The organism is Curvibacter sp. EU05-FHT14A10 (genome assembly GCF_058791075.1).
Genome location: NZ_JBYTDE010000010.1, coordinates 102,570 through 127,026 on the forward strand (window position 1 = coordinate 102,570; position 24,457 = coordinate 127,026).

The 24,457-nt window shown below is 64.5% G+C and carries 21 protein-coding genes; 7 read left to right on the forward strand and 14 right to left on the reverse strand.

Features of this window, described 5'->3' with window-relative positions; genetic code table 11:
* Nucleotides 1-137: 137 nt before the first annotated feature.
* Nucleotides 138-1,484, forward strand: coding sequence for an MFS transporter (locus AC3WUT_RS19420; RefSeq protein ID WP_492348731.1), 1,347 nt, complete (start codon nt 138-140; stop codon nt 1,482-1,484).
* Nucleotides 1,485-1,567: 83 nt separating this feature from the next.
* Complete coding sequence (locus AC3WUT_RS19425) at nt 1,568-2,752, forward strand: PA0069 family radical SAM protein (RefSeq protein WP_492348732.1); 1,185 nt, start codon at nt 1,568-1,570, stop codon at nt 2,750-2,752.
* A 19-nt stretch (nt 2,753-2,771) separates the two neighbouring features.
* Here AC3WUT_RS19425 and AC3WUT_RS19430 read toward each other — a convergent pair whose 3' ends face one another.
* The 3 genes from AC3WUT_RS19430 to AC3WUT_RS19440 form a co-directional block, all read right to left on the reverse strand.
* Nucleotides 2,772-3,659, reverse strand: a complete 888-nt coding sequence (locus AC3WUT_RS19430; RefSeq protein ID WP_492348733.1) for a MipA/OmpV family protein — start codon at nt 3,657-3,659, stop codon at nt 2,772-2,774.
* A gap of 218 nt (nt 3,660-3,877) precedes the next feature.
* Entirely contained in the window at nt 3,878-4,729 is an 852-nt protein-coding gene (gene fghA, locus AC3WUT_RS19435; protein WP_492348734.1) for an S-formylglutathione hydrolase, read from the reverse strand.
* A gap of 14 nt (nt 4,730-4,743) precedes the next feature.
* Complete coding sequence (locus AC3WUT_RS19440; protein WP_492348735.1) at nt 4,744-5,850, reverse strand: S-(hydroxymethyl)glutathione dehydrogenase/class III alcohol dehydrogenase; 1,107 nt, start codon at nt 5,848-5,850, stop codon at nt 4,744-4,746.
* A 203-nt stretch (nt 5,851-6,053) separates the two neighbouring features.
* Between AC3WUT_RS19440 and AC3WUT_RS19445 the strand changes: the two genes are divergently transcribed.
* Complete coding sequence (locus tag AC3WUT_RS19445; RefSeq protein WP_492348736.1) at nt 6,054-7,052, forward strand: GlxA family transcriptional regulator; 999 nt, start codon at nt 6,054-6,056, stop codon at nt 7,050-7,052.
* Between the two features lie 80 nt (nt 7,053-7,132).
* Here the strand turns inward: AC3WUT_RS19445 and AC3WUT_RS19450 are convergent, their stop codons facing one another.
* The 7 genes from AC3WUT_RS19450 to AC3WUT_RS19480 form a co-directional block, all read right to left on the reverse strand.
* Complete coding sequence (locus AC3WUT_RS19450) at nt 7,133-8,443, reverse strand: citrate synthase (RefSeq protein ID WP_492348737.1); 1,311 nt, start codon at nt 8,441-8,443, stop codon at nt 7,133-7,135.
* A 64-nt stretch (nt 8,444-8,507) separates the two neighbouring features.
* The gene (locus tag AC3WUT_RS19455) at nt 8,508-8,825 is read right to left on the reverse strand and encodes an FAD assembly factor SdhE (protein ID WP_492348738.1); all 318 of its coding nucleotides are present in this window, start codon (nt 8,823-8,825) and stop codon (nt 8,508-8,510) included.
* Nucleotides 8,826-8,835: 10 nt separating this feature from the next.
* On the reverse strand, nt 8,836-9,540 hold the full coding sequence (locus tag AC3WUT_RS19460) for a succinate dehydrogenase iron-sulfur subunit (RefSeq protein WP_019574360.1): 705 nt from the start codon (nt 9,538-9,540) through the stop codon (nt 8,836-8,838).
* A gap of 25 nt (nt 9,541-9,565) precedes the next feature.
* On the reverse strand, nt 9,566-11,374 hold the full coding sequence (sdhA, locus tag AC3WUT_RS19465; RefSeq protein WP_492348739.1) for a succinate dehydrogenase flavoprotein subunit: 1,809 nt from the start codon (nt 11,372-11,374) through the stop codon (nt 9,566-9,568).
* 3 nt (nt 11,375-11,377) lie between these two features.
* Entirely contained in the window at nt 11,378-11,743 is a 366-nt protein-coding gene (sdhD, locus tag AC3WUT_RS19470) for a succinate dehydrogenase, hydrophobic membrane anchor protein (protein ID WP_492348740.1), read from the reverse strand.
* A gap of 20 nt (nt 11,744-11,763) precedes the next feature.
* Complete coding sequence (sdhC, locus tag AC3WUT_RS19475; RefSeq protein WP_492348741.1) at nt 11,764-12,195, reverse strand: succinate dehydrogenase, cytochrome b556 subunit; 432 nt, start codon at nt 12,193-12,195, stop codon at nt 11,764-11,766.
* A gap of 140 nt (nt 12,196-12,335) precedes the next feature.
* Nucleotides 12,336-13,121 (reverse strand): GntR family transcriptional regulator, encoded by a 786-nt coding sequence (locus AC3WUT_RS19480; RefSeq protein WP_492348742.1) that lies wholly within the window; start codon nt 13,119-13,121, stop codon nt 12,336-12,338.
* A gap of 215 nt (nt 13,122-13,336) precedes the next feature.
* Here AC3WUT_RS19480 and AC3WUT_RS19485 point away from each other — a divergent pair, with 215 nt between their 5' ends.
* From AC3WUT_RS19485 to acnB, 4 genes are read left to right on the forward strand one after another with little or no spacing between them, the layout of a single operon-like run.
* The gene (locus AC3WUT_RS19485) at nt 13,337-14,323 is read left to right on the forward strand and encodes a malate dehydrogenase (RefSeq protein ID WP_492348743.1); all 987 of its coding nucleotides are present in this window, start codon (nt 13,337-13,339) and stop codon (nt 14,321-14,323) included.
* Nucleotides 14,324-14,337: 14 nt separating this feature from the next.
* Nucleotides 14,338-15,330: an HpcH/HpaI aldolase/citrate lyase family protein gene (locus AC3WUT_RS19490; protein WP_492348744.1), complete on the forward strand. Its 993-nt coding sequence runs from the start codon at nt 14,338-14,340 to the stop codon at nt 15,328-15,330.
* Nucleotides 15,331-15,351: 21 nt separating this feature from the next.
* A complete protein-coding gene (locus AC3WUT_RS19495) occupies nt 15,352-15,909 on the forward strand; it encodes a hypothetical protein (protein ID WP_492348745.1) in 558 nt (185 codons plus the stop codon).
* 58 nt (nt 15,910-15,967) lie between these two features.
* The gene (acnB, locus tag AC3WUT_RS19500; RefSeq protein ID WP_492348746.1) at nt 15,968-18,559 is read left to right on the forward strand and encodes a bifunctional aconitate hydratase 2/2-methylisocitrate dehydratase; all 2,592 of its coding nucleotides are present in this window, start codon (nt 15,968-15,970) and stop codon (nt 18,557-18,559) included.
* 142 nt (nt 18,560-18,701) lie between these two features.
* On the opposite strand, the gene AC3WUT_RS19505 is transcribed toward acnB, so the two are convergent.
* The 4 genes from AC3WUT_RS19505 to AC3WUT_RS19520 form a co-directional block, all read right to left on the reverse strand.
* Nucleotides 18,702-19,085, reverse strand: coding sequence for a DUF3597 domain-containing protein (locus AC3WUT_RS19505; RefSeq protein ID WP_492348747.1), 384 nt, complete (start codon nt 19,083-19,085; stop codon nt 18,702-18,704).
* A 113-nt stretch (nt 19,086-19,198) separates the two neighbouring features.
* A complete protein-coding gene (locus AC3WUT_RS19510) occupies nt 19,199-21,415 on the reverse strand; it encodes a molybdopterin-dependent oxidoreductase (RefSeq protein ID WP_492348748.1) in 2,217 nt (738 codons plus the stop codon).
* 363 nt (nt 21,416-21,778) lie between these two features.
* Nucleotides 21,779-23,164, reverse strand: coding sequence for a prephenate-dependent tRNA uridine(34) hydroxylase TrhP (gene trhP / locus AC3WUT_RS19515; RefSeq protein ID WP_492348749.1), 1,386 nt, complete (start codon nt 23,162-23,164; stop codon nt 21,779-21,781).
* 174 nt (nt 23,165-23,338) lie between these two features.
* Nucleotides 23,339-24,370 carry an Rpn family recombination-promoting nuclease/putative transposase gene (locus AC3WUT_RS19520; protein WP_492348750.1) on the reverse strand — a complete coding sequence of 344 codons (1,032 nt, stop codon included), beginning with the start codon at nt 24,368-24,370 and terminating at the stop codon, nt 23,339-23,341.
* Between the last annotated feature and the right edge of the window lie 87 nt (nt 24,371-24,457).

Here is a 24,457-nt window from a genome sequence, read left to right on the forward strand (position 1 = left end):
AACTCTAAGGCCTTCTCAAATCGGTGGTGGTGGCCGGGCAGGGCTCCCCCCCCCGTGGCGACCCCTGGCCGATGGTCCCCGCCCCCGATCTTCTCCACTCCAGGCCCGTGGCGGCCTGGTCCGTCCAAGGAACCATCTTGTCCAAGTTGCCTACCCTCGATCTTGTCGAGGTCATCGAGCAATCGCCGCTGGGCTTTCGCCGGCTGGTGATCTTCTTCCTGATCTTTCTTTTCATCACCATCGAAGGCTTTGACACCGCCGCCATCGGCTTTCTGGTGCCTTCGATGGTCAAGGCCTTCCAACTGAGCAGCACCGAGGTGTCGGGTCTGTTTGCTGCCGGCATGGGGGGGCTGCTGCTCAGTTCCTTCGTGGGCGGCATGCTCTGCGATGTGTACGGCCGCAAGCGGGTCAGCGTGATCAGCGTGCTGATCTTTGGTGTGGCCTGCATTGGTGTCGCCATGTCCAAGGGCTACACCGAACTGATGCTGTGGCGCTTTGCCACCGGCGCCGGCATCGGTGCGGCGCTGCCTGCCTTGTCCACCTTGTGCGCCGAGCTGACACCGGCCCGCTCGCGCTCGACGATCCTGGCCATTGTTTTCAGTGGCTTTCTCACGGGCTCGGTGTTGGCTGGCCTGATCACCGGTGCCTACCTGCACCAGGTGGGTTGGGAGGGCATCATGCTCATTGGCGGGGTGGTGCCGATTGCCATGATCGTGCTGCTGGCCGCGTGGATGCCTGAGTCGCCGCGCTACATGGCCTTGCGTCCTCAACGCGCGGCAGGGGTGCCGGCGGCCATGGACAGGCTGTTCCCGGGGCGCGAGTTCAGCCGCACCGCCTTTGTCAGCCACGAGAACCCCCAGGCCGGCCCCAAAGCCCGGGTGACTGAATTGTTCCGGGGGCGCTTTGCGGCCGTCACGATGGCCCTGTGGGGCATGAATTTCACTGTGTTGCTGAGCTTCTACACGATTGCCAGCTGGCTGCCTTCGCTGTTGCACCTGGGGGGCATCGATCCAGCCCAGGCCTCGAAGCTGGCGTCCAGCTTTCAGATCGGCGCTTTGATCGGTTCAGTGAGCACGGCGCTGGCCCTGCGTCGGCTGCGCCCGGCGGTCTGGCTGGGTTCGGTGTTCGTCCTCGGTGGCTTGACCACCTGGTTGTTGACGGCCGCGGTGGGCACGACGTGGTTCATTCCGGTGACCTTGCTGAGCGGCTTTTGCGTGGCCGGTCCGGTGGTGGGCCTGCAGGCCGTGGCCGCTTCGGTCTACCCGACCTACATGCGGGGAGCCGGCGTGGGCTGGGCTGCCACCTTGTCTCGCGTGGGATCGTTGACGGGGGCCAGCATGGTGGGAATCATGATCAGCGGTGGCCTTGCCATGCCCGACATCTTCCGGCTGATGCTGGTGCCCATGCTGTTGGCAGCGGCTTGTGCCTGGTTTCTGCAGCGCGGCATGAGCGGGCCGGTGAACATGGCGGCTGGCGGCCATTGAGCTGAATCCCTGCCCGCAGCAGGGCTGACCAACGTGTCGGGCTTTCCGATAAACTGTATAAAAATACAGTTATTGGAGCCCTCATGGACGATTTCGACCCGCCCCCCATCGTGCCCAGGCCTGTGCAGGTGCTGAAGGGGCGGGGGGTGTCCAGTGCCGTGCCCCACCGCTTCAGCAAAGACCAGCGCGAGTGGCTGGATGATGGCTGGTCCGATCGTGAGGCGGGCGAACTTGAGGGCGCCCGGCCCGCCACCGAGGTCATCACCGAGACCGCACGCAGTGCCTTGAGCCGCAACGACTCCCCCGACATTGCGTTTGATCAGGCCATCAACCCCTATCGGGGGTGTGAGCACGGTTGCAGCTATTGCTATGCGCGGCCCACCCACAGCTACCTGGGGTACTCGCCCGGGCTGGACTTCGAGACCCGCATCGTGGCCAAGCACAACCTGCCCGAGCTGCTGGAGCAGGCCTTGTCCCGGTCCAGCTACCGGCCCCGCATGACCAACCTGGGCTCGGCCACCGATTGCTACCAGCCTGTGGAGCGCGAGCTGCGCCTGACGCGACGCGTGATCGAGGTCTTGCAGCGGCACCAGCACCCGTTCTCGCTGATCACCAAGGCCAGTCTGGTCGAGCGCGATCTGGATTTGCTGGCACCCATGGCACACCAGGGCCTGGTGGCGGTGTATGTGACCATCACCACCCTGGATGCCGACCTGGCGCGCCGCCTGGAGCCCCGGGCCGCGTCACCGCAACGGCGCCTGCGCACGATCCGCACGCTGGCCGAGGCGGGCGTGCCCGTGGGCGTGAGTGTGGCGCCGCAGATCCCCTTCCTCAACGAAGACATGGAGCAGGTGCTGGCCGCAGCCACCGAGGCGGGTGCGCGCTCGGCTTTCTACACGGTGCTGCGCCTGCCATGGGAGTTGCGCGAGGTGTTCACCGAGTGGCTTCAGCTGCATTACCCGGATCGGGCCGCCCGCGTGCTGGCCCGCTTGCGCGACCACCGCGGCGGGCATGATTCGGCAGGTGATTTTTCAACCCGCATGAAGGGGCAGGGCCTGTGGGCTGATTTGCTGAGTCAGCGCTTTGCCCGCGCCTGCACCCGCCTGGGGCTGAACCGCGAGCGGGTGGAACTGGACTTGTCGCGCTTCATGCACCATCCCGAGCTGGCTGGGCGTCAGCCCGGGTTGTTTGACGATGAACCCGGGCCCCTGCCTCGCCGGGTGGCGGGAACCGTGCTCGATGTGTGCGCCGAGCGGACCGGCCATTGAGGGGCGTCGGCGCCTCAGCTCAACGGTAACGGTAGGCCACGCCCAGGTTGGCGGACAGGCTGTTCGGACGCTGCGTCAATGGGCTGGCACGGGCCGGGCCCCGCAACTGGGTTCCGCCCAGGCCCCCGTAAACCAGCCATTGGGAGGTCAGCGCGCTGGTGAAACTCAGGCCGATCGAGCGGCTGTAAAAGCCCGCCCCGGCCTGGTAGGCGGGCAGTGACGAGGCGCCGGTTGGCACGCCGTAGTGGCTGTTCATGTAGGTGCCATTCCCCCAACTGGTGCCTCCGCCAAGCACCAATCGGGTGCGTGGCGTGGCTTGCCAGGTGTAGCTGAGCGAGGTGTCGACCTGGCTGCCAGCGTCCCTCCCCAGCAGATCCTGGGTCAGGCCGGTGCCCACGGCCCAGCCATAGCCCAGTGCCAGGCCCAGGCCCAGTCGCCCCGTGATGGTGCGTCGTACATCGGGCAGGCCGCTCAGACGGGGATCGTCAGAGGCGCTGCGCCCGTTGTCAAAGCCCAGCGAGGCATTGAGCTGGAGGTCGCGCAGGCTCAGCAGGGTGGCGGTGGCGCCCGATCCGCCCATTTCGGCGCCATAACCCAGCAAGGCGTTGGCCCCACCGGTGCTCAGCTTGAAGCGTCCGTACGACACCAGCCACACCGGGCTGATGCGATGCTGGCTGCCGGCTGCCCCTGAGTAGTTGGGGCTGCTTCGCAGGCCGGCGCCCAGCAGGTAGCTGAGGCGGGGTTCGGGCGGCTCAAAACCGACACCGGGGGTGCGGGCCTCGCCGGACAACACGGGGCCGCCTGGGGCCGACGCGACAGCTGGCGTTGGCGTTGCTGGCGTGGCGCCTGCTTCCGTGCCGGCGTTGGCCAGACGCAGGTCCAGGGCTTGGGGCAGGGCAGGGGCCACGGGCGGGGCGCCTGCCTCGGCCTGTGCCAATGCCAGTGCCGGCAGTAACCACAGGCCCGTCAGCAGGCCTGGCAGTGCCCCTGCCTGCCCGCAAACGGCGAGGCAGGGCCTCGGTGGGTAAGTGCTGAACGGTCGTCTTGAACGCATGAGACGCATTATGGAGGCCGATGCAACCGGCCCCTGAGCCTTGCGTCAAACCACGTGGTGCGGCAGCGCGTTCAGGCGCAAAGCGTGGCGGCGTGGTGACGCAGGTGGCTCTCGATCACGCTGCTCACGAAGTAGTAGCCGTGGTCATAGCCTTCGTGGCGGCGCAACTGCAGGCCTTGGCCCACCTGGGCGCAGGCCGCCTCGAACAGGTGCGGGTGCAATTGCTCGGCCAGGAAGTTGTCGGCCAGACCCTGGTCGATCAGGATGTCCTGCGGCAGCAGCGGCGCGTTGCGGGTGCTCATCAGTTCGGTGGCGTCGTGGGCCGACCAGTGCTGGCGGTCTGGCCCCAGGTAGCCGGTGAAGGCCTTCTCGCCCCAGGGACAGCGGGTGGGGGCGCAGATGGGCGCCAGGGCCGACAGTGAGCGGAAGCGGCCTGGGTGGCGCAGCGCCAGGGTCAGGGCCCCATGCCCACCCATCGAATGGCCGGTGATGCCGACGCGTGTCACGTCCAGCCCTTGCAGGGTGCCCAGCAAGGGCAACAGCTCGTCGAGCAGGTAGCTTTCCATGCGCCAATGGGTGGACCAGGGGGCCTGGGTGGCATCGAGGTAGAAGCCGGCGCCCACCCCGAAATCCCAGGCTTCGGCCTCACCCGGCACACCGGCGCCGCGCGGGCTGGTGTCGGGCGTGACCAGGGCCACGCCCAGTTCGGCGGCCACGCGCTGGGCACCGGCCTTGATCATGAAGGTCTCTTCGGTGCAGGTCAGCCCGGCCAGGTACAGCAGCACCGGCACCGGGCCGGTCTCGGCCTGCGGGGGAAGGTAGACCGAAAAGCGCATCGGCAGACCGATGGTGCTGGAGGCGTGGCGGTAGAAGCGTTGCACGCCGCCAAAGCAGCGGTGCTGGCTGAGGGTTTCAAGCGTCATGGCCGTTGTCGGTGTCAGTAGAGCACCACGCCGCGGATCGATTCGCCGCGCTTCATCAGGTCGAAGCCCTTGTTGATGTCTTCGAGCGGCATGGTGTGGGTGATCAGAGCGTCGATGTTGATCTTGCCCTCCATGTACCAGTCGACGATCTTGGGCACGTCGGTGCGGCCACGGGCGCCGCCGAAGGCCGAGCCTTCCCATTTGCGGCCGGTGACCAGTTGGAAGGGCCGGGTGCTGATTTCGGCGCCAGCCTCGGCCACGCCGATGATGATGCTGCGGCCCCAGCCCTTGTGGGTGCATTCCAGGGCCTGGCGCATGACCTGGGTGTTGCCGATGCATTCGAAGCTGTAGTCGGCACCGCCATCGGTCAACTGCACGATGGCGTCCACCACGTTTTCGACTTCCTTGGGGTTGATGAAGTGGGTCATGCCGAACTGGCGCGCCATTTCCTGGCGGGCCGGGTTGATGTCGACCCCGATGATCTTGTCGGCGCCGACCATCTTGGCGCCCTGGATCACGTTCAGGCCGATGCCGCCCAGGCCGAACACCACCACATTGGCGCCTGCCTCGACCTTGGCCGTGAAGATCACGGCACCGATCCCGGTGGTGACGCCGCACCCGATGTAGCAAACCTTGTCGAACGGTGCATCTTCGCGGATCTTGGCCAGCGAGATCTCCGGGGCCACGGTGAAGTTGCTGAAGGTGCTGGTGCCCATGTAGTGGAAGATGGGCTGGCCGTCCAGGCTGAAGCGGCTGGTGGCGTCAGGCATCAGGCCCTTGCCCTGGGTGCCGCGGATCAACTGGCACAGGTTGGTCTTGCGCGACAGGCAGAACTTGCACTGGCGGCATTCCGGTGTGTAGAGCGGGATCACGTGATCGCCCTTTTTGAGGGTGGTCACGCCCGGGCCCACATCGACCACGATGCCGGCGCCCTCATGGCCCAGGATGGCCGGGAAGATGCCTTCGGGGTCGGCGCCCGACAAGGTGTAGTAGTCGGTGTGGCAGATGCCGGTGGCCTTGATCTCGACCAGCACTTCGCCAAACTTGGGGCCTTGCAGGTCGACGGTTTCGATGGTGAGGGGCTGGCCAGCTTGCCAGGCGACGGCGGCACGCGTTTTCATGGTGGGCTCCGGGGGTGTTCAGGAAAGAAGAGGTGTCTGGTGGCGCACTCTACCGAAGTCGGCCGCTCTTGCGGGGGACGGGCTGGAAGTGCCGCACAATTTGGCCGCTGCCATCGCTAGATTGGCCGTCGGCCATTCAGCCCGGTCGATGGCTGCGCCGTGGCCTTGTCGTTTCACGCTGTTTTCCTGCCCGCTTGTTGCCCATGTCCTCACTGCCAGCCTCCGCTCCGTTCACCGTGGACATCGTCGTCTACCCCGGCTTCAAGGCCCTGGAGGCGGTGGGGCCCTTGTCGGTCTTTGACTATGCCAATCTGCACCTGGCCCGGCGCGGCTTGGGACCGGGCTACCTGGTGTCGGTGGTGGCCGAGCAGACGGGCCTGGTGCGTTCGGACACCGTCATGGCCCTGGAGGCGACGCGCCAGGCCGGTGTCGGGCCGGTGCCTGACGTGGCCTTGATCGTGGGTTCCAGGCACATCGAGCAGGCCCTGCAGGCCTCACCCGGCCTGGTGGCCTGGGCGGCCCGCACTGCCCCGGAGGTCGGGCGCATGGTGGCCTTGTGTTCCGGGTGCTTTTTTCTGGCGGCGGCCGGGCTGCTCGATGGCCGGCCCGCGGCCACGCACTGGAGCGTGACCGAGTTGCTGCGCCAGCGATTTCCCCAGGTGCAGGTCGATCCGGATGCGATTTATGTGCGCAGCGGCAAGTTCTGGACGTCGGCCGGGGTGACGGCCGGCATCGATCTGGCCCTGGCCCTGGTCGAAGAGGACTTCGGCCATGCCCTGGCCCTGGAGGTGGCGCGTGATTTGGTGATGTACCTGAAGCGCCCCGGCGGGCAGTCGCAATTCAGCGTGCACCTGGCCAGCCAGGCCACGCGCCACCCCGGCATCCGCGAGGTGCAGGCCTGGGTGCTGTCGCACCTGGACCAGCCGATCAGCCTGGCGCTGCTGGCCTCGCAGGCGGCGATGAGCGAGCGCAACTTCCGCCGCGTGTTCGCACAGGAGTGCGGGCAAAGCCCATCCGAATTCATCGAGACAGCCCGCCTGGAGGGGGCCCGGCGCTTGCTGGAGGAGGGCGCCGGTCTGCCCGTCAAGGCGGTGGCGGTGCGGGTGGGCTTCCAATCCGAGCAGGCGCTGCGGGCCTTGTTCATCCGCCGCTTGGGTGTGACCCCCCAGGCCTACCGCGAGCGCTTTGGCGAAGCCCCATGAAAAAAGCCCGCCGGGTGGCGGGCTTGGTCAGGCTTGAGGCCTTCAGACACGGGCCACCGAGGTGGCCTGTGCCGGGGTCATCAACGTTGGCCCAGGGGCTGGACGTCGCGACGGGGCGAGCCGGTGAACAGCTGGCGCGGACGGCCGATCTTGTACTCGGGGTCGCCGATCATTTCGTTCAACTGGGCGATCCAGCCCACGGTGCGGGCCAGCGCGAAGATGGCGGTGAACAGGCTGACCGGGATGCCGATGGCACGTTGCACGATGCCCGAGTAGAAGTCGACGTTCGGGTACAGCTTGCGCGACACGAAGTAGTCGTCCGACAGGGCGATGCGTTCGAGTTCCTTGGCCAGCTTGAACAGCGGGTCGTTTTCCAGGCCCAGGGCTTCCAGCACCTCGTTGCAGGTTTCCTGCATCAGCTTGGCGCGCGGGTCGTAGTTCTTGTACACGCGGTGACCGAAGCCCATCAGGCGCACGCCCGAGTTCTTGTCCTTCACCTTTTCCATGAACTCACCGACCTTGGCCACACCGCCCATGGCCTGGATTTCTTCCAGCATGTTCAGGCAGGCTTCGTTGGCGCCACCGTGGGCAGGGCCCCACAGGCAGGCCACGCCAGCCGCGATGGCGGCGAACGGGTTGGTGCCCGACGAGCCGCACAGACGCACGGTCGAGGTGGAGGCGTTTTGCTCGTGGTCAGCGTGCAGGATGAAGATGCGGTCGAGCGCGCGCTCGATCACCGGGTTCACCTTGTACTCTTCGCACGGGGTGGCGAACATCATGCGCAGGAAGTTGCCGGCGTACGACAGGTCGTTCTTCGGGTACATGAAAGGCTGGCCCACGCTGTACTTGTACGCCATGGCGACCAGGGTCGGCAGCTTGGCGATCAGGCGGATGGCAGCGATTTCGCGGTGCTCAGGGTTGTTGATGTCGGTGCTGTCGTGATAGAAGGCCGACAGACCACCCACCAGACCGGTCAGCACAGCCATCGGGTGGGCATCACGGCGGAAACCACGCAGGAAGAACTGCATCTGTTCGTTCACCATCGTGTGCTGGGTGACACGGTTGGTGAAGTCAGACTTTTGCGTGGCGTTCGGCAGTTCACCGTACAGCAGCAGGTGGCAGGTTTCCAGGAAGTCGCAGTTCACGGCCAACTGCTCGATGGGGTAGCCGCGGTACAGCAGTTCGCCCTTGTCGCCATCGATGTAGGTGATGGCCGACTGGCACGAGGCCGTCGACAGAAAGCCCGGGTCGTAGGTGAACATGCCGGTCTGGGCGTACAGCTTGCGGATGTCGATGACGTCCGGACCGATGTTGCCGTGGTAGACCGGCAGGTCAACGCTGGGGCTGCCGTTGCTGAACGACAGGGTGGCTTTATTGTCAGCTAGCTTCATATGCACTTTCCTAGAGTAATTTGCCCGTCTTGGGTGGGGGCTCTGCCAGGCCTTTGATGAGGCCTCAGGGGGTCAGCAGGGCCAGTACTGCACGCACTTCTTCAGTGTCCAATGTCTCGGCAAGCGGCTTGCGGCGCAGCAGCAGGTCGAGCAGATCGTTGTCTGCCAAGTCCATCAAGGCATACATGCCCCGGGCGTGGCCCACGGTGAGGTGAGCGCCGTGCCGGGTGAAGAACTTCTCGATGAACAGGTCGTTTTCCAGCAGGCCGCGACGGCAGCGCCACTGCAGCTTGCTGTAGGCACGTTCACCCAAGGGCTCGTCGGCAGCCCGCTGAGCGAGCTCGCCGTCATCTCCGAGGTGACTGGGCAGATCAAGTGTCATGCCTGAACCATCAAACGGCCCGACGGACCATCAGTTCCTTGATCTTGCCAATCGCCTTGGTCGGGTTCAGGCCCTTGGGGCAGACGTCGACGCAGTTCATGATGGTGTGGCAGCGGAACAGGCGGTACGGATCTTCGAGGTTGTCCAGGCGCTCGGTGGTGGCTTCATCGCGGCTGTCCGCAATGAAGCGATAGGCCTGCAGCAGACCGGCGGGGCCCACGAACTTGTCGGGGTTCCACCAGAAGCTGGGGCAGCTGGTCGAGCAGCTGGCGCACAGAATGCACTCGTACAGGCCGTTGAGCTCTTCGCGCTCTTCGGGCGACTGCAGGCGCTCTTTCTCGGGCGGCACGTTGTCGTTGATCAGGTAAGGCTTGATCGAGTTGTACTGCTTGAAGAACTGGGTCATGTCCACGATCAGGTCGCGGATGACCGGCAGGCCGGGCAGCGGCTTGAGCGTGATCACGCCCTTGAGCGTGTTCATGTTGGTCAGGCAGGCCAGACCATTCTTGCCGTTGATGTTCATGGCATCAGAGCCACAAACACCTTCGCGGCAGGAGCGGCGGAAGGCGATGCTGGGGTCTTGGGCCTTGAGCTTGATCAGGGCGTCCAGCAGCATGCGCTCGTGACCGTCGAGTTCGATCTCGATGGTCTGCATGTAGGGCTTGGCATCCTTGTCCGGATCGTAGCGGTAGATCTGAAAAGTACGTTTCGTCATATCGTGGGCTTTCGTGCGGGACGGATCAGAACGTGCGGACCTTGGGCGGCACGGATTCAACGGTGCGCGGCTTCAGGTTCACGGGCTTGTAGGTCAGGCTGTTGGAAGCGCTGTGCCACAGGGTGTGCTTCATCCAGTTGGCGTCGTCGCGGCCCAGCGGTGCCGTGGGGTGATCGGCCGGGTGTTCGTAGTCGTCCACGGTGTGGGCGCCACGGCATTCACGGCGGGCAGCGGCCGAGACCATGGTGGCCTGGGCGGCTTCGATCAGGTTGTCGACTTCCAGCGCTTCGATGCGCGCGGTGTTGAACACCTTGGAGTTGTCGGACAGACCCACGCTCTTGGCGCGTTCGCGCAGTTCGGCGATCTTGACCACGCCTTCATCCATGCTCGCCTGGGTGCGGAACACGCCGGCGTGCTGCTGCATGGCAGCGCGGATGTCGTTGGCCACGTCCTGGGCGTATTCGCCGCTCTTGGCGTTGTCCAGGCGGTTCAGGCGCTCCAGCGTGTAATCGGCCGCATCGGTCGGCAGCGGCTTGTGCGACTTGGTGCGGCTGGCGAACTCGACGATGTGGTTGCCGGCCGCGCGGCCGAACACCAGCAGGTCAAGCAGCGAGTTGGTGCCCAGGCGGTTGGCGCCGTGCACCGACACGCAGGAGCATTCACCGACGGCATACAGGCCATTGACGACCTGGTTGTGGACATCACCGTTCTGAACCACGACCTGACCATTGACGTTGGTCGAGATACCGCCCATCTGATAGTGGATGGTGGGCACGACCGGGATCGGCTCGCGGGTGATGTCGACGTTGGCAAAGTTCACGCCGATTTCGTACACCGAGGGCAGGCGCTTGTGGATGGTCTCGGCACCCAGGTGGTCCAGCTTCAACAGGATGTAGTCCTTGTTGGGACCGCAGCCACGGCCTTCCTTGATTTCCTGGTCCATCGAGCGCGACACGAAGTCACGCGGGGCCAGATCCTTCAGGGTCGGCGCATAGCGTTCCATGAAGCGTTCGCCATTGCTGTTGAGCAGAATCGCGCCTTCGCCACGGCAACCTTCGGTCAGCAGCACGCCAGCACCGGCCACGCCGGTGGGGTGGAACTGCCAGAACTCCATGTCTTGCAGCGCGATGCCTGCACGGGCAGCCATGCCCAGGCCGTCACCGGTGTTGATGAAGGCGTTGGTGGAGGCTGCGAAGATGCGGCCGGCACCGCCGGTGGCCAGCAGCACGGTCTTGGCGTGCAGCACATGCAGGTCGCCGGTTTCCATTTCGAGGGCGGTCACGCCGACCACGTCGCCTTCGGCGTCGCGGATCAGGTCCAGGGCCATCCACTCGACGAAGAAGCTGGTCTTGGCCTTGACGTTCTGCTGGTACAGCGTGTGCAGCATGGCGTGACCCGTGCGGTCAGCGGCTGCGCAGGCACGTTGCACCGGCTTTTCGCCGTAGTTGGCGGTGTGGCCGCCAAAGGGGCGCTGATAGATGGTGCCGTCTGGGTTGCGGTCGAAAGGCATGCCCATGTGCTCAAGGTCATAAACCACCTTGGGCGCTTCCTGGCACATGAACTCGATCGCATCCTGGTCGCCGAGCCAGTCGGAGCCCTTGATGGTGTCGTAGAAGTGATAGTGCCAGTTGTCTTCGGACATGTTGCCCAGCGAGGCGCCAATGCCGCCTTGAGCCGCCACGGTGTGCGAGCGGGTCGGGAACACTTTGGACAGAACGGCCACATTCAGGCCTGCACGGGCCAGTTGCAGCGATGCGCGCATGCCGGAGCCGCCGGCCCCCACGATGACGACGTCAAACTTGCGGGTGGTGATGCCAGATTTCGAGTAAGTCATTTTTTACAGTCTCCACAGGATTTGAATCGCCCAACCAGCGCAGCTGACGAGCCAGACAATGGAGAAGATTTGCAGGGTGAGACGGAGACCGACGGGCTTGACGTAGTCCATGAAGATGTCACGCACGCCAATCCAGACGTGGTAGAGCAGGGCGATGATGACCGAGAAGGTCAGGGCCTTCATCCATTGGGCCGAGAAGATGCCGGCCCACTTGTCGTAGCCGATGGGGCCGGAGCCCAGAAGCACCTGAGCCAGCACGATGATCGTGAACAGGGCCATCAGGCCGCCGGTGATGCGCTGGGCCAGCCAGTCGCGCAGACCATAGTGAGCACCGACGACGATGCGCTTGGAGCCGTAGTTGACGGACATGGGTTGTTGCTCCTGTGTAATCAGTAGAGGCCGAACAGCTTGGCACCCAGCACCAGGGTCAGGCCAATGCTCAGGGTGAGGGTCACGAGGGCGGAGCTCTTGCCGAACTCTTTGCTCACGGCGTGGTTCACATCCATGTAGAGGTGACGCAGGCCGGCGATGAAGTGGTGCAGGTAGGCCCAGATGAGGGCCAGAGCCACCAGCTTGATGAACACGCCCGGAACAAAACCAAGGCCGCTGTTGAAAGCGGCCTTGAACTTCGAAAACGAAATTTCGGAGGAGACGGAAGCGTCAAACATCCAGATGATGAAAGGCATCAGCAAGAACATGATGACGCCACTGGCGCGGTGAAGAATCGACACCCAACCGGCCGGAGGCAGGCGGTAGGTGGTCAGGTCCTTGAAGGCGTTGATGTTGCGGAACTCTGGCCGCTTTTTTGCGAGTTCGGACATTGGATGTGCTTTCGTGGATGTAACTGCTCTGTAATTTCGTAAATGCGATCGACCCAAAATTCTATTGCAATGCAGCAATGGGGGGCTTGGGTCGGTGCCTATTTTCGACGTTTCTCATCAAGTTGGTGCCGCTTCTTTCTTTAGTTGAGTTCGTTCCTGTAGTGATGGGTATCAGTTCGGTAAAGACCGCGCCGCAGTTCCATGGGGGCGTTGTTGTAGGTGTAGGCCACGCGTTCCACGCTCAGCAGCGGGGTTTGAGGGCTGATCTGCAGCAGGCTGGCCTGTGTTTCGTCGGGCAGCACGGCCTTGATTTTTTCTTCGGCGCGCACCATGCGCACGCCAAATTCGAGCTCGAACATCGCGTAAGTGGCCCCATGAAACTGAGCCATTTGCTCGGCTGTCAGGCCCTTGAAAGCCTGGCCCGGCAGCCACAGGTCTTCCAGGATGGTGGGGACACCACCAAAGGCGAGGATCCTGCGCACCTGCAGCACGGCGTCACCGCTGCGCAGGGCCAGGGGGCGGGCCACTTCGGCGCTGGCCCGGGCCCGGCGGCACTCGATGATGGTGCGCTGTGCAGGGCCTTCGGCGGCGATGTCGCCCACATCGGGCTTGAGTTTCAGGAAGCGGTATTGAACATGCTGTTCGGCGTGGGTCGCCACGAAGGTGCCCTTGCCCTGGCGGCGCACCACCAGGTTGTCGGCAGCCAGTTCGTCGATGGCCTTGCGCACCGTGCCTTGGCTCACGCGGTAACGTGCAGCCAGGTCCATCTCGCTGGGGATGGACTCGCCGGGTTTCCAGTCGCCCGCCTGGAGGCTTTGCAGGATCAGGCCTTTGATCTGTTGGTACAGTGGACTGAAGGCGGGGGTGACCATGCCGCCGGCGTCCGGGGAACTGGCGTCGGATGGGCTCAGTGAGGGCGGTGGCATGGTGGTGTCGGGTGGCATCGGGCTGGGCGAGGTCCGCGTTATTTTTCAACGTGGCGCGGGCTCGCATCATATCTTATATAAGACATAAGACAAATTGACCGAGGTGCTGTAACGAGAGTACACTCTTGTGCTGTTTCGCAGGCTCGGACGCTAGTTCCTGGGACAGGTCCAGCACTGTGGCGACACCCGTTTTACACAACCTCCTGGAGTTCCTCATGAGCAAAAAGCCCGTCCGTGTTGCCGTTACCGGCGCCGCAGGCCAAATTGGTTACGCCCTGCTGTTCCGCATCGCCTCCGGCGAAATGCTGGGCAAGGACCAGCCGGTGATCCTGCAATTGCTGGAAATCCCCGATGAAAAGGCCCAGAACGCGCTCAAGGGCGTGATCATGGAACTGGAAGACTGCGCCTTCCCGCTGCTGGCCGGCATTGAAGCCCACAGCGATCCGATGACCGCCTTCAAGGACACCGACTACGCCCTGCTGGTGGGTTCGCGTCCGCGTGGCCCGGGCATGGAACGTGCCGAGCTGCTGGCCGTCAACGGCGCCATCTTCATTGGCCAGGGCAAGGCCCTGAACGCCGTGGCTTCGCGCAACGTCAAGGTGCTCGTGGTCGGCAACCCCGCCAACACCAACGCTTACATCGCCATGAAGTCGGCCCCGGATCTGCCGGCCAAGAACTTCACTGCCATGCTGCGCCTGGACCACAACCGCGCTGCCTCGCAACTGGCTGCCAAGACTGGCAAGGCCGTGTCGGACATCGAAAAATTGGCCGTTTGGGGCAACCACTCGCCCACCATGTACGCCGACTACCGCTTCGCCACCATCGGTGGTGAGTCGGTCAAGGCCATGATCAACGACGAAACCTGGAACCGCGAAACCTTCCTGCCGACCGTGGGCAAGCGTGGTGCCGCCATCATCGCCGCCCGTGGCCTGTCGTCGGCTGCCTCGGCTGCCAACGCTGCCATCGACCACATGCGCGACTGGGCCCTGGGCACCAACGGCAAGTGGGTCACCATGGGCATCCCGTCGGATGGCTCTTACGGCATCCCCAAGGACGTCATGTTCGGCTTCCCGGTCACCACCGAAAACGGTGAGTACAAGATCGTTCAAGGTCTGGATGTCGACGCCTTCTCGCAAGAATGCATCGACAAGACCCTGAAGGAATTGACCGACGAGCAAGCCGGCGTGGCCCACCTGCTCTGATCGGACTGCAATCCGTGAAGAAGCATCCGCGCGACGTCTTGCTGGAAGCCCAGGCCCAACGGGGCCTGTTGCCGGTCTGTGACCATTACAGCGGCGTTGAGCTGCGGATGCGCAAAAGCCTGCAGCTGCAGGCTGAAATGACCGCGCGCCTGGGTACCTGTGTCTTCGATGTCACCCTTGACTGCGAAGATGGTGCTCCGGCTGGTGGTGAGGCGGAACATGCTGCGCTGGTGGCCGAGCTGGCGCTGGGCGCCGCGCCCGGGGCCCGCGTGGCAGCCCGAGTCCACCCGGTCGATCACCCCTCTTTTGACGCTGACGTGCAGACCATCGTGGGTCGAGCCGGAGCCCGCCTGTGCCATGTGATGGTGCCCAAGGTGGAAACCGTGCAGGACGTCGAGCGAGCGACCCGTGCCCTGGCGGCAGCGGGTCACCCTGATCTTCCGCTGCAGGTGCTGATCGAGTCGCCTGCAGCCGTCCACCGCGCCTTCGACATTGCTGCCTGTCCCCAGGTGCAATCGCTCAGCTTCGGCCTGATGGACTTTGTTTCCGCCCACGCCGGTGCCATACCCTCTGCGGGCATGGGTGCTGCGGGGCAGTTCACCCATCCGCTGGTGGTGCGTGCCAAGCTCGAGATCGCCTCGGCCGCCCACGCCCACGGCAAAGTCCCCTCGCACTGCGTGGTCACCGAATTCAGCGACATGGCGGTGATGCGCGCGGCGGCCCAGAAGGCCTCGCGTGAATTTGGCTATGCCCGCATGTGGAGCATTCACCCTTCTCAGATCCAGCCCATTCTCGAGGCCTTTTCGCCCGACGAGCGGGAGATCGAGACCGCAACGCGCATCATCCTGGCGGCTGAGGCGGCTGATTGGGCCCCGATCAGCCACGCCTCCCAATTGCATGATCGCGCGAGTTACCGTTATTTCTGGCAAGTGCTGGAGCGCGCCCACCAGACGGGTTGCGCCCTGCCTGCCGAGGCGCAGGCGTATTTCGCGCCTAGCCATCTTTGACCCACCCCGGGAGTTACAAGCATGAAACATCTGATCGCCGCAGCCCTGATCCTGGGCGCCAGCACCCTGGCCCTGGCCCAGAACCCGACGGCTGACGCGGCCCACAAGGCCCACAGCGAGAAGAAGGCCAAGGCCAAGCCCAGCGTCAGCCGCACCGAAATCAAGAGCACCGCCAAGAACATGGCGGCGGGTGTGGAGGCCGCCGAGGCCGCCCTGTCGCCCGAGGAACTGGCGCTGGCCGACCGCGTGCACATCGGTCGCATCCCCTGCGAACTGGGCGCCTACGTGACCGTCACGGCCGACGAGAAGGCACCCGGCTACTTCAATGTGGTGGGCAAGGGCTTCAAGTACCGCATGTCGCCGGTGGCCAGCCGCACTGGCGCCCTGCGCCTGGAAGACGAGAAGGCTGGCGCCGTGTGGATCCAGATCGCCAACAAATCGATGCTGATGAACCAGAAGCTGGGCCAACGCCTGGCCGACGAATGCATGAGCCCCGAACAGGCCATTGTGGCCGACAGCCTGCGCAAGAACCCGGCCCCAAGCCTGCTTGATGCCCCGGCCACCGCACTGGCCAAGTAAACCTCAGATTTTCAAAAACCGCCCCACTATCCCCTTAGTGAACTGACAGGAGAACAACATGTTGCAAGCCTACCGCCAACACGCTGCCGAACGCGCAGCCCTGGGCATTCCTCCCCTGCCGCTGGATGCCAAGCAAGTGGCCGAGCTGATCGAACTGATCAAGAACCCGCCCGCGGGTGAAGATGCCTTCCTGCTCGATCTGCTGACCCACCGCGTGCCCCCGGGCGTGGACGATGCCGCCAAGGTCAAAGCCAGCTTCCTGGCAGCCGTGGCCCATGGCGACATTGCTGTCGGCCTGATCTCCAAGGCCAAGGCCACCGAGTTGCTGGGCACCATGGTGGGTGGCTACAACGTGCACCCCCTGATCGAACTGCTGGACGACGCTGAAGTGGCTGCTGTGGCTGCCGAAGGCCTCAAGAAGACCCTGCTGATGTTCGACTTCTTCAACGACGTGGCTGAGAAGGCCAAGGCCGGCAATGCCAAGGCCAAGGAAGTGGTGCAGAGCTGGGCTGACGCCGAGTGGTTCACCACCCGCCCCGAAGTCGAGAAGAAGATCACCGTCACCGTGTTCAAGGTGCCCGGCGAAACCAACACCGACGACCTGTCGCCCGCCCCGGACGCCTGGAGCCGTCCGGACATCCCGCTGCACTACCTGGCCATGCTGAAGAACACCCGTCCCGACGCGGCCTTCAAGCCCGAGGAAGACGGCAAGCGCGGTCCGATGCAGTTCATTGAAGACCTGAAGAAAAAGGGCAACCTGGTGGCCTACGTGGGCGACGTGGTGGGCACCGGCTCCAGCCGCAAGTCGGCCACCAACAGCGTGATCTGGGCCACGGGCCAAGACATTCCCTTCGTGCCCAACAAGCGCTTTGGCGGTGTGACCCTGGGTGGCAAGATCGCCCCCATCTTCTTCAACACCCAAGAAGACTCGGGTTCGCTGCCGATCGAAGTGGATGTGTCCAAGCTCGAAATGGGCGACGTGGTCGACATCCTGCCGTACGAAGGCAAGATCGTGAAGAACGGCGAGACCGTCTCTGAGTTCAAGCTCAAGAGCGATGTGCTGTTTGATGAAGTGCGCGCCGGCGGCCGCATCAACCTGATCATCGGCCGCTCGCTGACGGCCAAGGCCCGCGAATTCCTGGGCCTGGGCGCTTCCACCCTGTTCCGTCTGCCGCAGGCCCCTGCTGCCACCAACGCTGGCTTCACGCTGGCCCAGAAGATGGTCGGTCGCGCAGTCGGTCTGGCTGAAGGTCAAGGCGTGCGCCCTGGCACCTACTGCGAACCCCGGATGACCACCGTGGGCTCGCAAGACACCACCGGCCCCATGACCCGTGACGAGCTGAAGGATCTGGCTTGCCTGGGCTTCTCGGCTGACCTGGTGATGCAGTCCTTCTGCCACACGGCCGCCTATCCGAAGCCGGTCGACGTCAAGACCCACCGCGAACTGCCGGCCTTCATCAGCAGCCGCGGCGGCGTGGCTCTGCGTCCGGGCGACGGCGTGATCCACAGCTGGCTGAACCGCCTGCTGCTGCCTGACACCGTCGGTACCGGTGGCGACTCGCACACCCGTTTCCCAATCGGTATCTCGTTCCCCGCCGGTTCCGGCCTGGTGGCCTTCGGTGCCGCCACCGGCGTGATGCCCCTGGACATGCCTGAGTCGGTGCTGGTCCGCTTCAAGGGCCAGATGCAACCCGGCGTCACCCTGCGTGACCTGGTGCATGCGATCCCGCTGTACGCCATCAAGGCCGGTCTGCTGACCGTGGCCAAGGCTGGCAAGAAGAACGTGTTCTCGGGCCGCATCCTCGAAATCGAAGGCCTGCCGGATCTGAAGGTTGAGCAAGCGTTCGAACTGTCTGACGCCTCGGCCGAACGCTCGGCAGCGGGTTGCACCATCAAGCTCAACCCCGAGCCGGTCAAGGAATACCTCACCAGCAACGTGGTGCTGATGAAGAACATGATCGCCGACGGCTACGCTGATGCCCGCACCCTGCAGCGCCGCATCGAGAAGGTCGAAGCCTGGCTGGCCCAGCCCAACCTGCTCGAAGCCGACAAGGACGCCGAGTACGCCGCGGTCATCGAGATCGACCTGGCCGACATCAAGGAGCCGATCGTCTGCTGCCCGAACGACCCGGATGACGCCAAGTTCCTGTCCGAAGTGGCCGGCACCAAGATCGATGAGTCCTTCATCGGTTCGTGCATGACCAACATCGGTCACTTCCGCGCGGCAGCCAAGCTGCTGGGCGGCCAGCGCGACATCCCGGTCAAGCTGTGGGTCGCCCCGCCGACCAAGATGGACCAGAGCGAGCTGATCAAGGAAGGTCATTACGCCGCCTTCGGCACCGCCGGTGCCCGCACCGAAATGCCGGGCTGCTCGCTGTGCATGGGCAACCAAGCCCAGGTGCGCGAAGGTGCGACCGTCATCTCGACCAGCACCCGCAACTTCCCGAACCGCCTGGGCAAGAACACCAATGTGTTCCTGGGCTCGGCCGAACTGGCCGCCATTGCCTCCAAGCTGGGCAAGCTGCCCACCGTGGCCGAGTACCACGAAGCCATGGGCATCGTGAACAAGGACGGCGCCTCGATCTACAAGTACCTCAACTTCAACCAGATCGAAGAGTACGCAGAAGTGGCCAAGGGCGTGACCGCCTGAGGACCCCGGGCCTGAAAAGGCCCGTTTTCAGCCCTGGTGCTGAAACGTCTGTCAAAAAAAGCCCCGCTGGCGTGAGCCTGCGGGGCTTTTTGCTGATGTCTGCCTGATGCCCCAGGTTGTCTGCAGGGGGCAATGGGGATGATCAGTGCAGCAGGTCTGCAGGCACGTTGCCGCCGTTGGCCGCCAGCTTTTGCAGCACCGTCTTGTGCAGCCAGATGTTCATGGCGGCAGAGTCCTCCATCTTTTCGCTCGGGCAGCCCAGCTCGGTGGCCAGGGCCTTGCGCGTGGCCAGGCTGCTGTCCAGGCCCAACAGCTTCATCAGGTCGACGATGGAGACCTTCCAGTTGAGCTTTTCAGCGTGGCTGGCGGCCAGTGCTTCGAGTTGACCCAGGACATCGACCACGCTGATGGCCGCGGGGGCGTCTGCCGGTGCCGCTGCCGTGGGGGCGCTGGGCGCTTGCTCGGCGGCGGAGACGGCCTGTTCGCCAAAACCCAGTTTGGAAAGAATGCTGCTGAAAAAGCCCATGGGGAACTCCCGGTGTTGAATGAACCCCGGTTGTAACTGCGCTGTGTGACGGCATGGTCGATGGGCAAGGCCCAAAGTGTGACAAAAACCTCCGATGAGGCGGTCGCGAAGGCTCAGGCCGCGACCAGGCTGACGGCCACCCCGCTCAAGACCGAATTGCCCGACAAGGGATCGCGTCTTTGTTCATCCAACAAGGCGTTCAGGTTGACCCCAGGGCGCTCAGCCGCCAGGTTCAGGCGCGCCCCAGGCTGATCGTGCCCCCAGCCGTGCGGCAGGCTGACCACGCCGGGCATCATGGCGGCGCTGAGCTGAATGGGCACGAGCAGGGTGTTGGCTGGCTGGTCACTGCGGCTCAGGCGGGCCTGGCGGCCGTCTTGCAGGCCCAGGCGTTGGGCATCGTTGGGGTGGACCAGCAGGGTGCAGCGTTCTGGCCCCTTGGCCAGGATGGGCAGGTTGTGCATCCAGCTGTTGTTCGACCGCACATCGCGCCGGCCGATCAGGGTGAGGGCTGGGGCTGGTTCGCTCAGGGCGATGGCGGCACGCTGCAGGTCTTGCATCAGCGCCGGTGGCGTCAGGTCGATGCGGCCGTCGGGTGTGCGCAGCAGCTCAGGCAGGCGGGGCTGCAGTTCACCCAGGTCCAGGCCAGCCGGAGCGGCCTGCACCTGTTCCAGACTCAGCCGGTAAGGGCCGGCGCGCAGGGCCAGATCGAGCAGGCGGTCCGGGCCCTGAAGATGGCCACTGGCGGCTTGGGCGGCTTCGGCCAGCTCGGCGGGCAGGCGCTTCAATTCATCAGCAAAGTACGCGTCGTCCAGCCTCTGGCTGTCCTGCGGGCCTTGCTCGCCCTGGGCGATGGCCGCCAGCCTCAGCAGGCTTTGCCATTCGGCAGGTTGCTCTGCCGGGCGTTGAAAGACGGGCGCGCTGTAGCGCGCATGGTTGCGCCACGATAGCTGGGGAAAGGGCACGTCGTAATGCAGGTCTTCCAGCGGCGACGGCGCGGGCAGGATCACATCGGCATGGCGCGTGGTCTCGTTGAGGTAGATGTCCAGGCTGACCATGAAGTCGAGCTGACCCAGGGCCTTGGTCAGGCGTTCGCCGTTGGGCGAGGACAGCGCGGGGTTGGTGGCAATGGTGATCAAGGCTCGCACAGCCCCTTCGCCCGGGGTGTCGATCTCTTCGGCCAGGCAACTGATGGGCAGCTCGCCCATCACTTCAGGTGCGGCGCTGACTCGGCTGCTGAAGCGACCCAGCTTGACCCCACGGCCCTGTCCGGCAGGGCCGGCCGTGTTGGCGGCAAAGGCGGCCGCCTTGGGGAACATCGATCCACCGACCTGATCAAGGTGTCCGGTGAGCAGGTTCAGCAGGTCGAGCAGCCAGGTGGACAGGCTGCCGAAATCCTGCGTGCAGGTGCCGATGCGGCCGTACAGCACGGCGCGGGGGGTGGTGGCCAGTTCGGTCGCCAGACGGACAATGGTCTGTGCGGGCAGCCCACAACGTTCGGCCACCCGCTCTGGGGTAAAGCCCGCCACGGCTTGCCGAAGTTCATCCCACGGTCCGATCAGGCCCTGGACCGCCCCGGGCCGCGCCAGGCCCGACTCGAACACGGTGTGCAGCATGCCCAAGAGCAGATAGACGTCGGCGCCCGGGCGGATGAAGTGGTGTTCATCAGCCAATGCGGCGGTTTCGCTGCGGCGCGGGTCGATGACGATGAGCTTGCCGCCGCGTGCCTGCAATGCCTTGGCCTTGCCGCGGAAATCGGGCACGGTCCACATGCTGCCGTTGCTGGCCACCGGGTTGGCGCCCAGCACCAGCAGCCAGTCGGTGCGGGTGATGTCGGGCACGGGCACACTCATCCACTGCCCGTACATCAGTCCGCTGACCACATGGCGAGGCATCTGGTCGAGGGTTGCGGCGCTGAAGATGTTGCGCGTGCCCAGGGCCTTGAGCAGACGGGGGTAGTAAAGCATCAGCCCGATCTTGTGAGCGCTGGGGTTGCCGGCCACCGCGGCCACGCTGTGGCGCCCATGCTGCGCTTGCACGGCCTGCAGGCGGCGTTCGATCTCGGTGTAGGCCTCCTCCCAACTGGCCGGTTCGAAGCGTCCGTTGCGTTTGATCAATGGCTGACGCAAGCGGTCGGGGTCTTCGTGCAGGTCTTTCAGCGCGGCGCCCTTGGGGCAGATGTAGCCTTGGCTGAACACATCATCGGCCTGGCCGCTGATGCGGGTCACACGGCCCTCACTGACCTTGATTTCCAGGCCGCAGCAGGCCTCGCACAGTGGGCAGATGCGGTGGTGGGTGGTGGTGATCGGGGTGGGCGGGCTTGTCTCTGTCATGGTGTGCGCTCGGTGGGCTCTTGATCGGGGTCATGCTGCCGCAGCCCCGGCGTCGGCGCGATCACACCCGCGACAGGCCCTGTTCAAGCGCCCTTGCGGGCCGGGGCCTCCTGGTGCCGTGAGGCTGTCGCCAGCTTGTCACATTCGTCCACAGCTTCTGTGGACAACTTTGTGGGTGAGTGCATGAACAAGCCGCCAAAGCCTTGACTGGCGCGGCTTTCAACAGGCTGCTTACTGTTTGAGCAGGGTTAACCCTGTGTTGAAAAGTGCGAATTTTGCTACCGAAACAAGAGCAAAAAAGGCCTGCGAAGCAGGCCTTTCCGGTCGTTGGGGGGGTGGATCTGTGCTAGGCCTTCTGGCCTGTCACGCCACCGCTTCGGGCTCAAACACCCGGGCCAGCAAGGCACCCGCGAAGCGGGCCTCCAGCGGGATCCAGACCTTGATCGGGTTGCCCTGGGCCACATCGACGGGCTGACCGTCGCTGTTGCGCATCTCGGCGAGCTTGACCTTGTGGTTGCCACTGGGGTGGATCACCTCCAGGGTGTCGCCCACGGCGAAGCGGTTTTTGGTTTCCACTTCCACCCAGCCATCGGCCGCACCACGCACCTCGCCCACAAACTGGCTGCGGTGGGCCACCGAATGGCCGGTTTCGTAGTTCTGGTAATCGTTGGCCGGGCGTCGGTCCAGCAGACCGGTGGTGTAGCCCCGGTTGGCCAGGCCCTCCAGATCGGTGATCAATGCCGGGTTGAAGGGGCGGCCCGCCACGGCGTCGTCAATCGCACGGCGGTAGGCCTGGGCGGTACGGGCCACGTAATAGAGGGATTTGGTGCGGCCCTCGATCTTCAATGAGTCGACGCCGATCTGGGCCAGCCGCTCCACGTACTCGATGGCGCGCAGGTCTTTCGAGTTGAGGATGTAAGTGCCGTGTTCGTCTTCCATGACCGGCATCAGCTCACCTGGGCGGCCCAGCTCTTCGATCAGGTAGACCTGGTCTGCTGCGGGGTGGCGTTGCTGGTTGCCGCAGGTGCTGGTGAACTGGGCATCGGCCTCGTCGCGGGCCTGCTCGAAGCTGAAGCCCTTGTCCAGCGGCTGGGCCAGGGCTTCGCCGGTGTTGGCGTCGATGGCGGCTGACTGGGTCTTGTACTCCCAGCGGCAGGCATTGGTGCAGGTGCCTTGGTTGGGGTCGCGCCGGTTGAAGTAGCCAGACAGCAGGCAGCGGCCCGAGTAGGCGATGCACAGGGCGCCGTGCACGAAGACCTCGATCTCCATGTCCGGGCATTCCTGGCGGATCTTCTCGATCTCGTCCAGGCTCAGTTCACGCGACAGAATGATGCGGGTCACGCCCATCTTCTGCCAGAACTTGACCGTGGCCCAGTTGGTGGTGTTGGCCTGCACCGAGAGGTGGATCTCGGTCTCGGGCCATTTTTCTTTCACCATCATGATCAGGCCCGGGTCGGCCATGATCAGGGCGTCGGGGCGGCATTCGATCACCGGTTCGATGTCGCGCAGGTAGGTGCGCACTTTGTCGTTGTGGGCAATCAGATTGCTGGTGACGAAGAACTTTTTGCCCCGCGCGTGGGCTTCGCCAATGCCTTGGGCAATCTGCTCCAGGCGGAACTCGTTGTTGCGTGCGCGCAGCGAGTAGCGGGGTTGCCCGGCATAGACGGCATCGGCGCCAAAGTCATAGGCGGCGCGCATCTTTTCGAGGGAACCGGCCGGCAGCAGCAGTTCGGGGGCTTTGAGGGTCATGGTGGGGTGTCCTGAGGGGGGCCGGCTGGCTTCGCCAACCTGTGTCGTGCGACGGGCGCCGACCGCACAGGCGGCAGACGGGGGCTGTCTGCCGCTGGGCAAAAAAGGGGGCACGGTCCAGACACGTGGCCTTGACAGCACCGGCTGGAGCGGATTTTAAGGGCTGAGCGCGATTCAGCTTTCTGTCCGGTTCAAGAGCGCTTCAAGGCTGGGGGCACTCAGCATGTGTTGCGACCACTGATCAAGCTGATGCCGGGTGGCCTCGCTCAGGCGTTGCTCGGCCCAGGGCGGCAAGTGGTCAAAACGCTGCTCCAGCACCCGGCGTAGCATGAGGCTGATACCCTCTTCACGACCTTCTTCACGACCTTTCTCTCGACCCTCGTCACGCCCCTCCTGAAAGCCCGCTTGGCGACCTGCCTTGAGGCCATCCTTGTGGGCCTGTTTGAAAATGCGCTCCAGGGTGTCTTCAAGCATGGGGGCTCCTTCAAAGAGGTTGGGGATGGTGGCCAGATCGGGCTCGGCAGTTTCGGGCATTTTGCGACGGATCAGGCGGCGAAACCAGAGGTCCAGGGTGCGCCGAAGTGCTTTTTGCTCGGGGGCTTGCAGCACTCTTCCAGCCGCGAGGATCAGTCGGATGATGTCGTCTGAGGCGGTGCTGCGTTCAAGTTTGAACAGGGCTTCGACCATGTTGTGGATGTCATGGGAGGGGGACAGTTGCAGCCGGGCCTCGTCGATCAGGTGGTACATGAGTCTGGGGCGGAACCGGGCCAGGCCGGGCAGGCTGGGGGCAAAGCAGTGGCCCGCATCGGTGGGTGCCCGCCAGGGCTGTGCGCCGTTGTAAAGCACCAAGGGGATCAGTGCGGGCAATCGACCATCCTCCAACTGCCTTTCCTTGATCAGGTGCTGCGCCAGCAGGCCCACGTAGACCATCATGCGTACGGCCATCCACGGGTCATCTTGGCTCTGGAACTCCAGCAGCAGGTAGACCCAGACCCAGCGTGGCCCCACTTGCAGCCGCCACACCATGTCGTCGTGGCGTTGCTTGTCCGATTCGCTGACATAGCTCGCATTGACACGTTCTAACGTTTCGAAGCGCGCGGCCTGCAGCCAGGGCCCGGGGACGAAGCCGGTGAGCAGGTCGCGCACCATGTCGGGGTGGGAGAACAGTTGCTTGTAGCCGCTGTCGTGGGCAGTGTCTGAGGCCATGGCGGGCCATCGTGAGGGCCTTTGCCCCGCATGCAGCCGGCGCACCGCCGGACTGGCGGTGCGGGCGGACAAAGGGGCAGCCCTGGC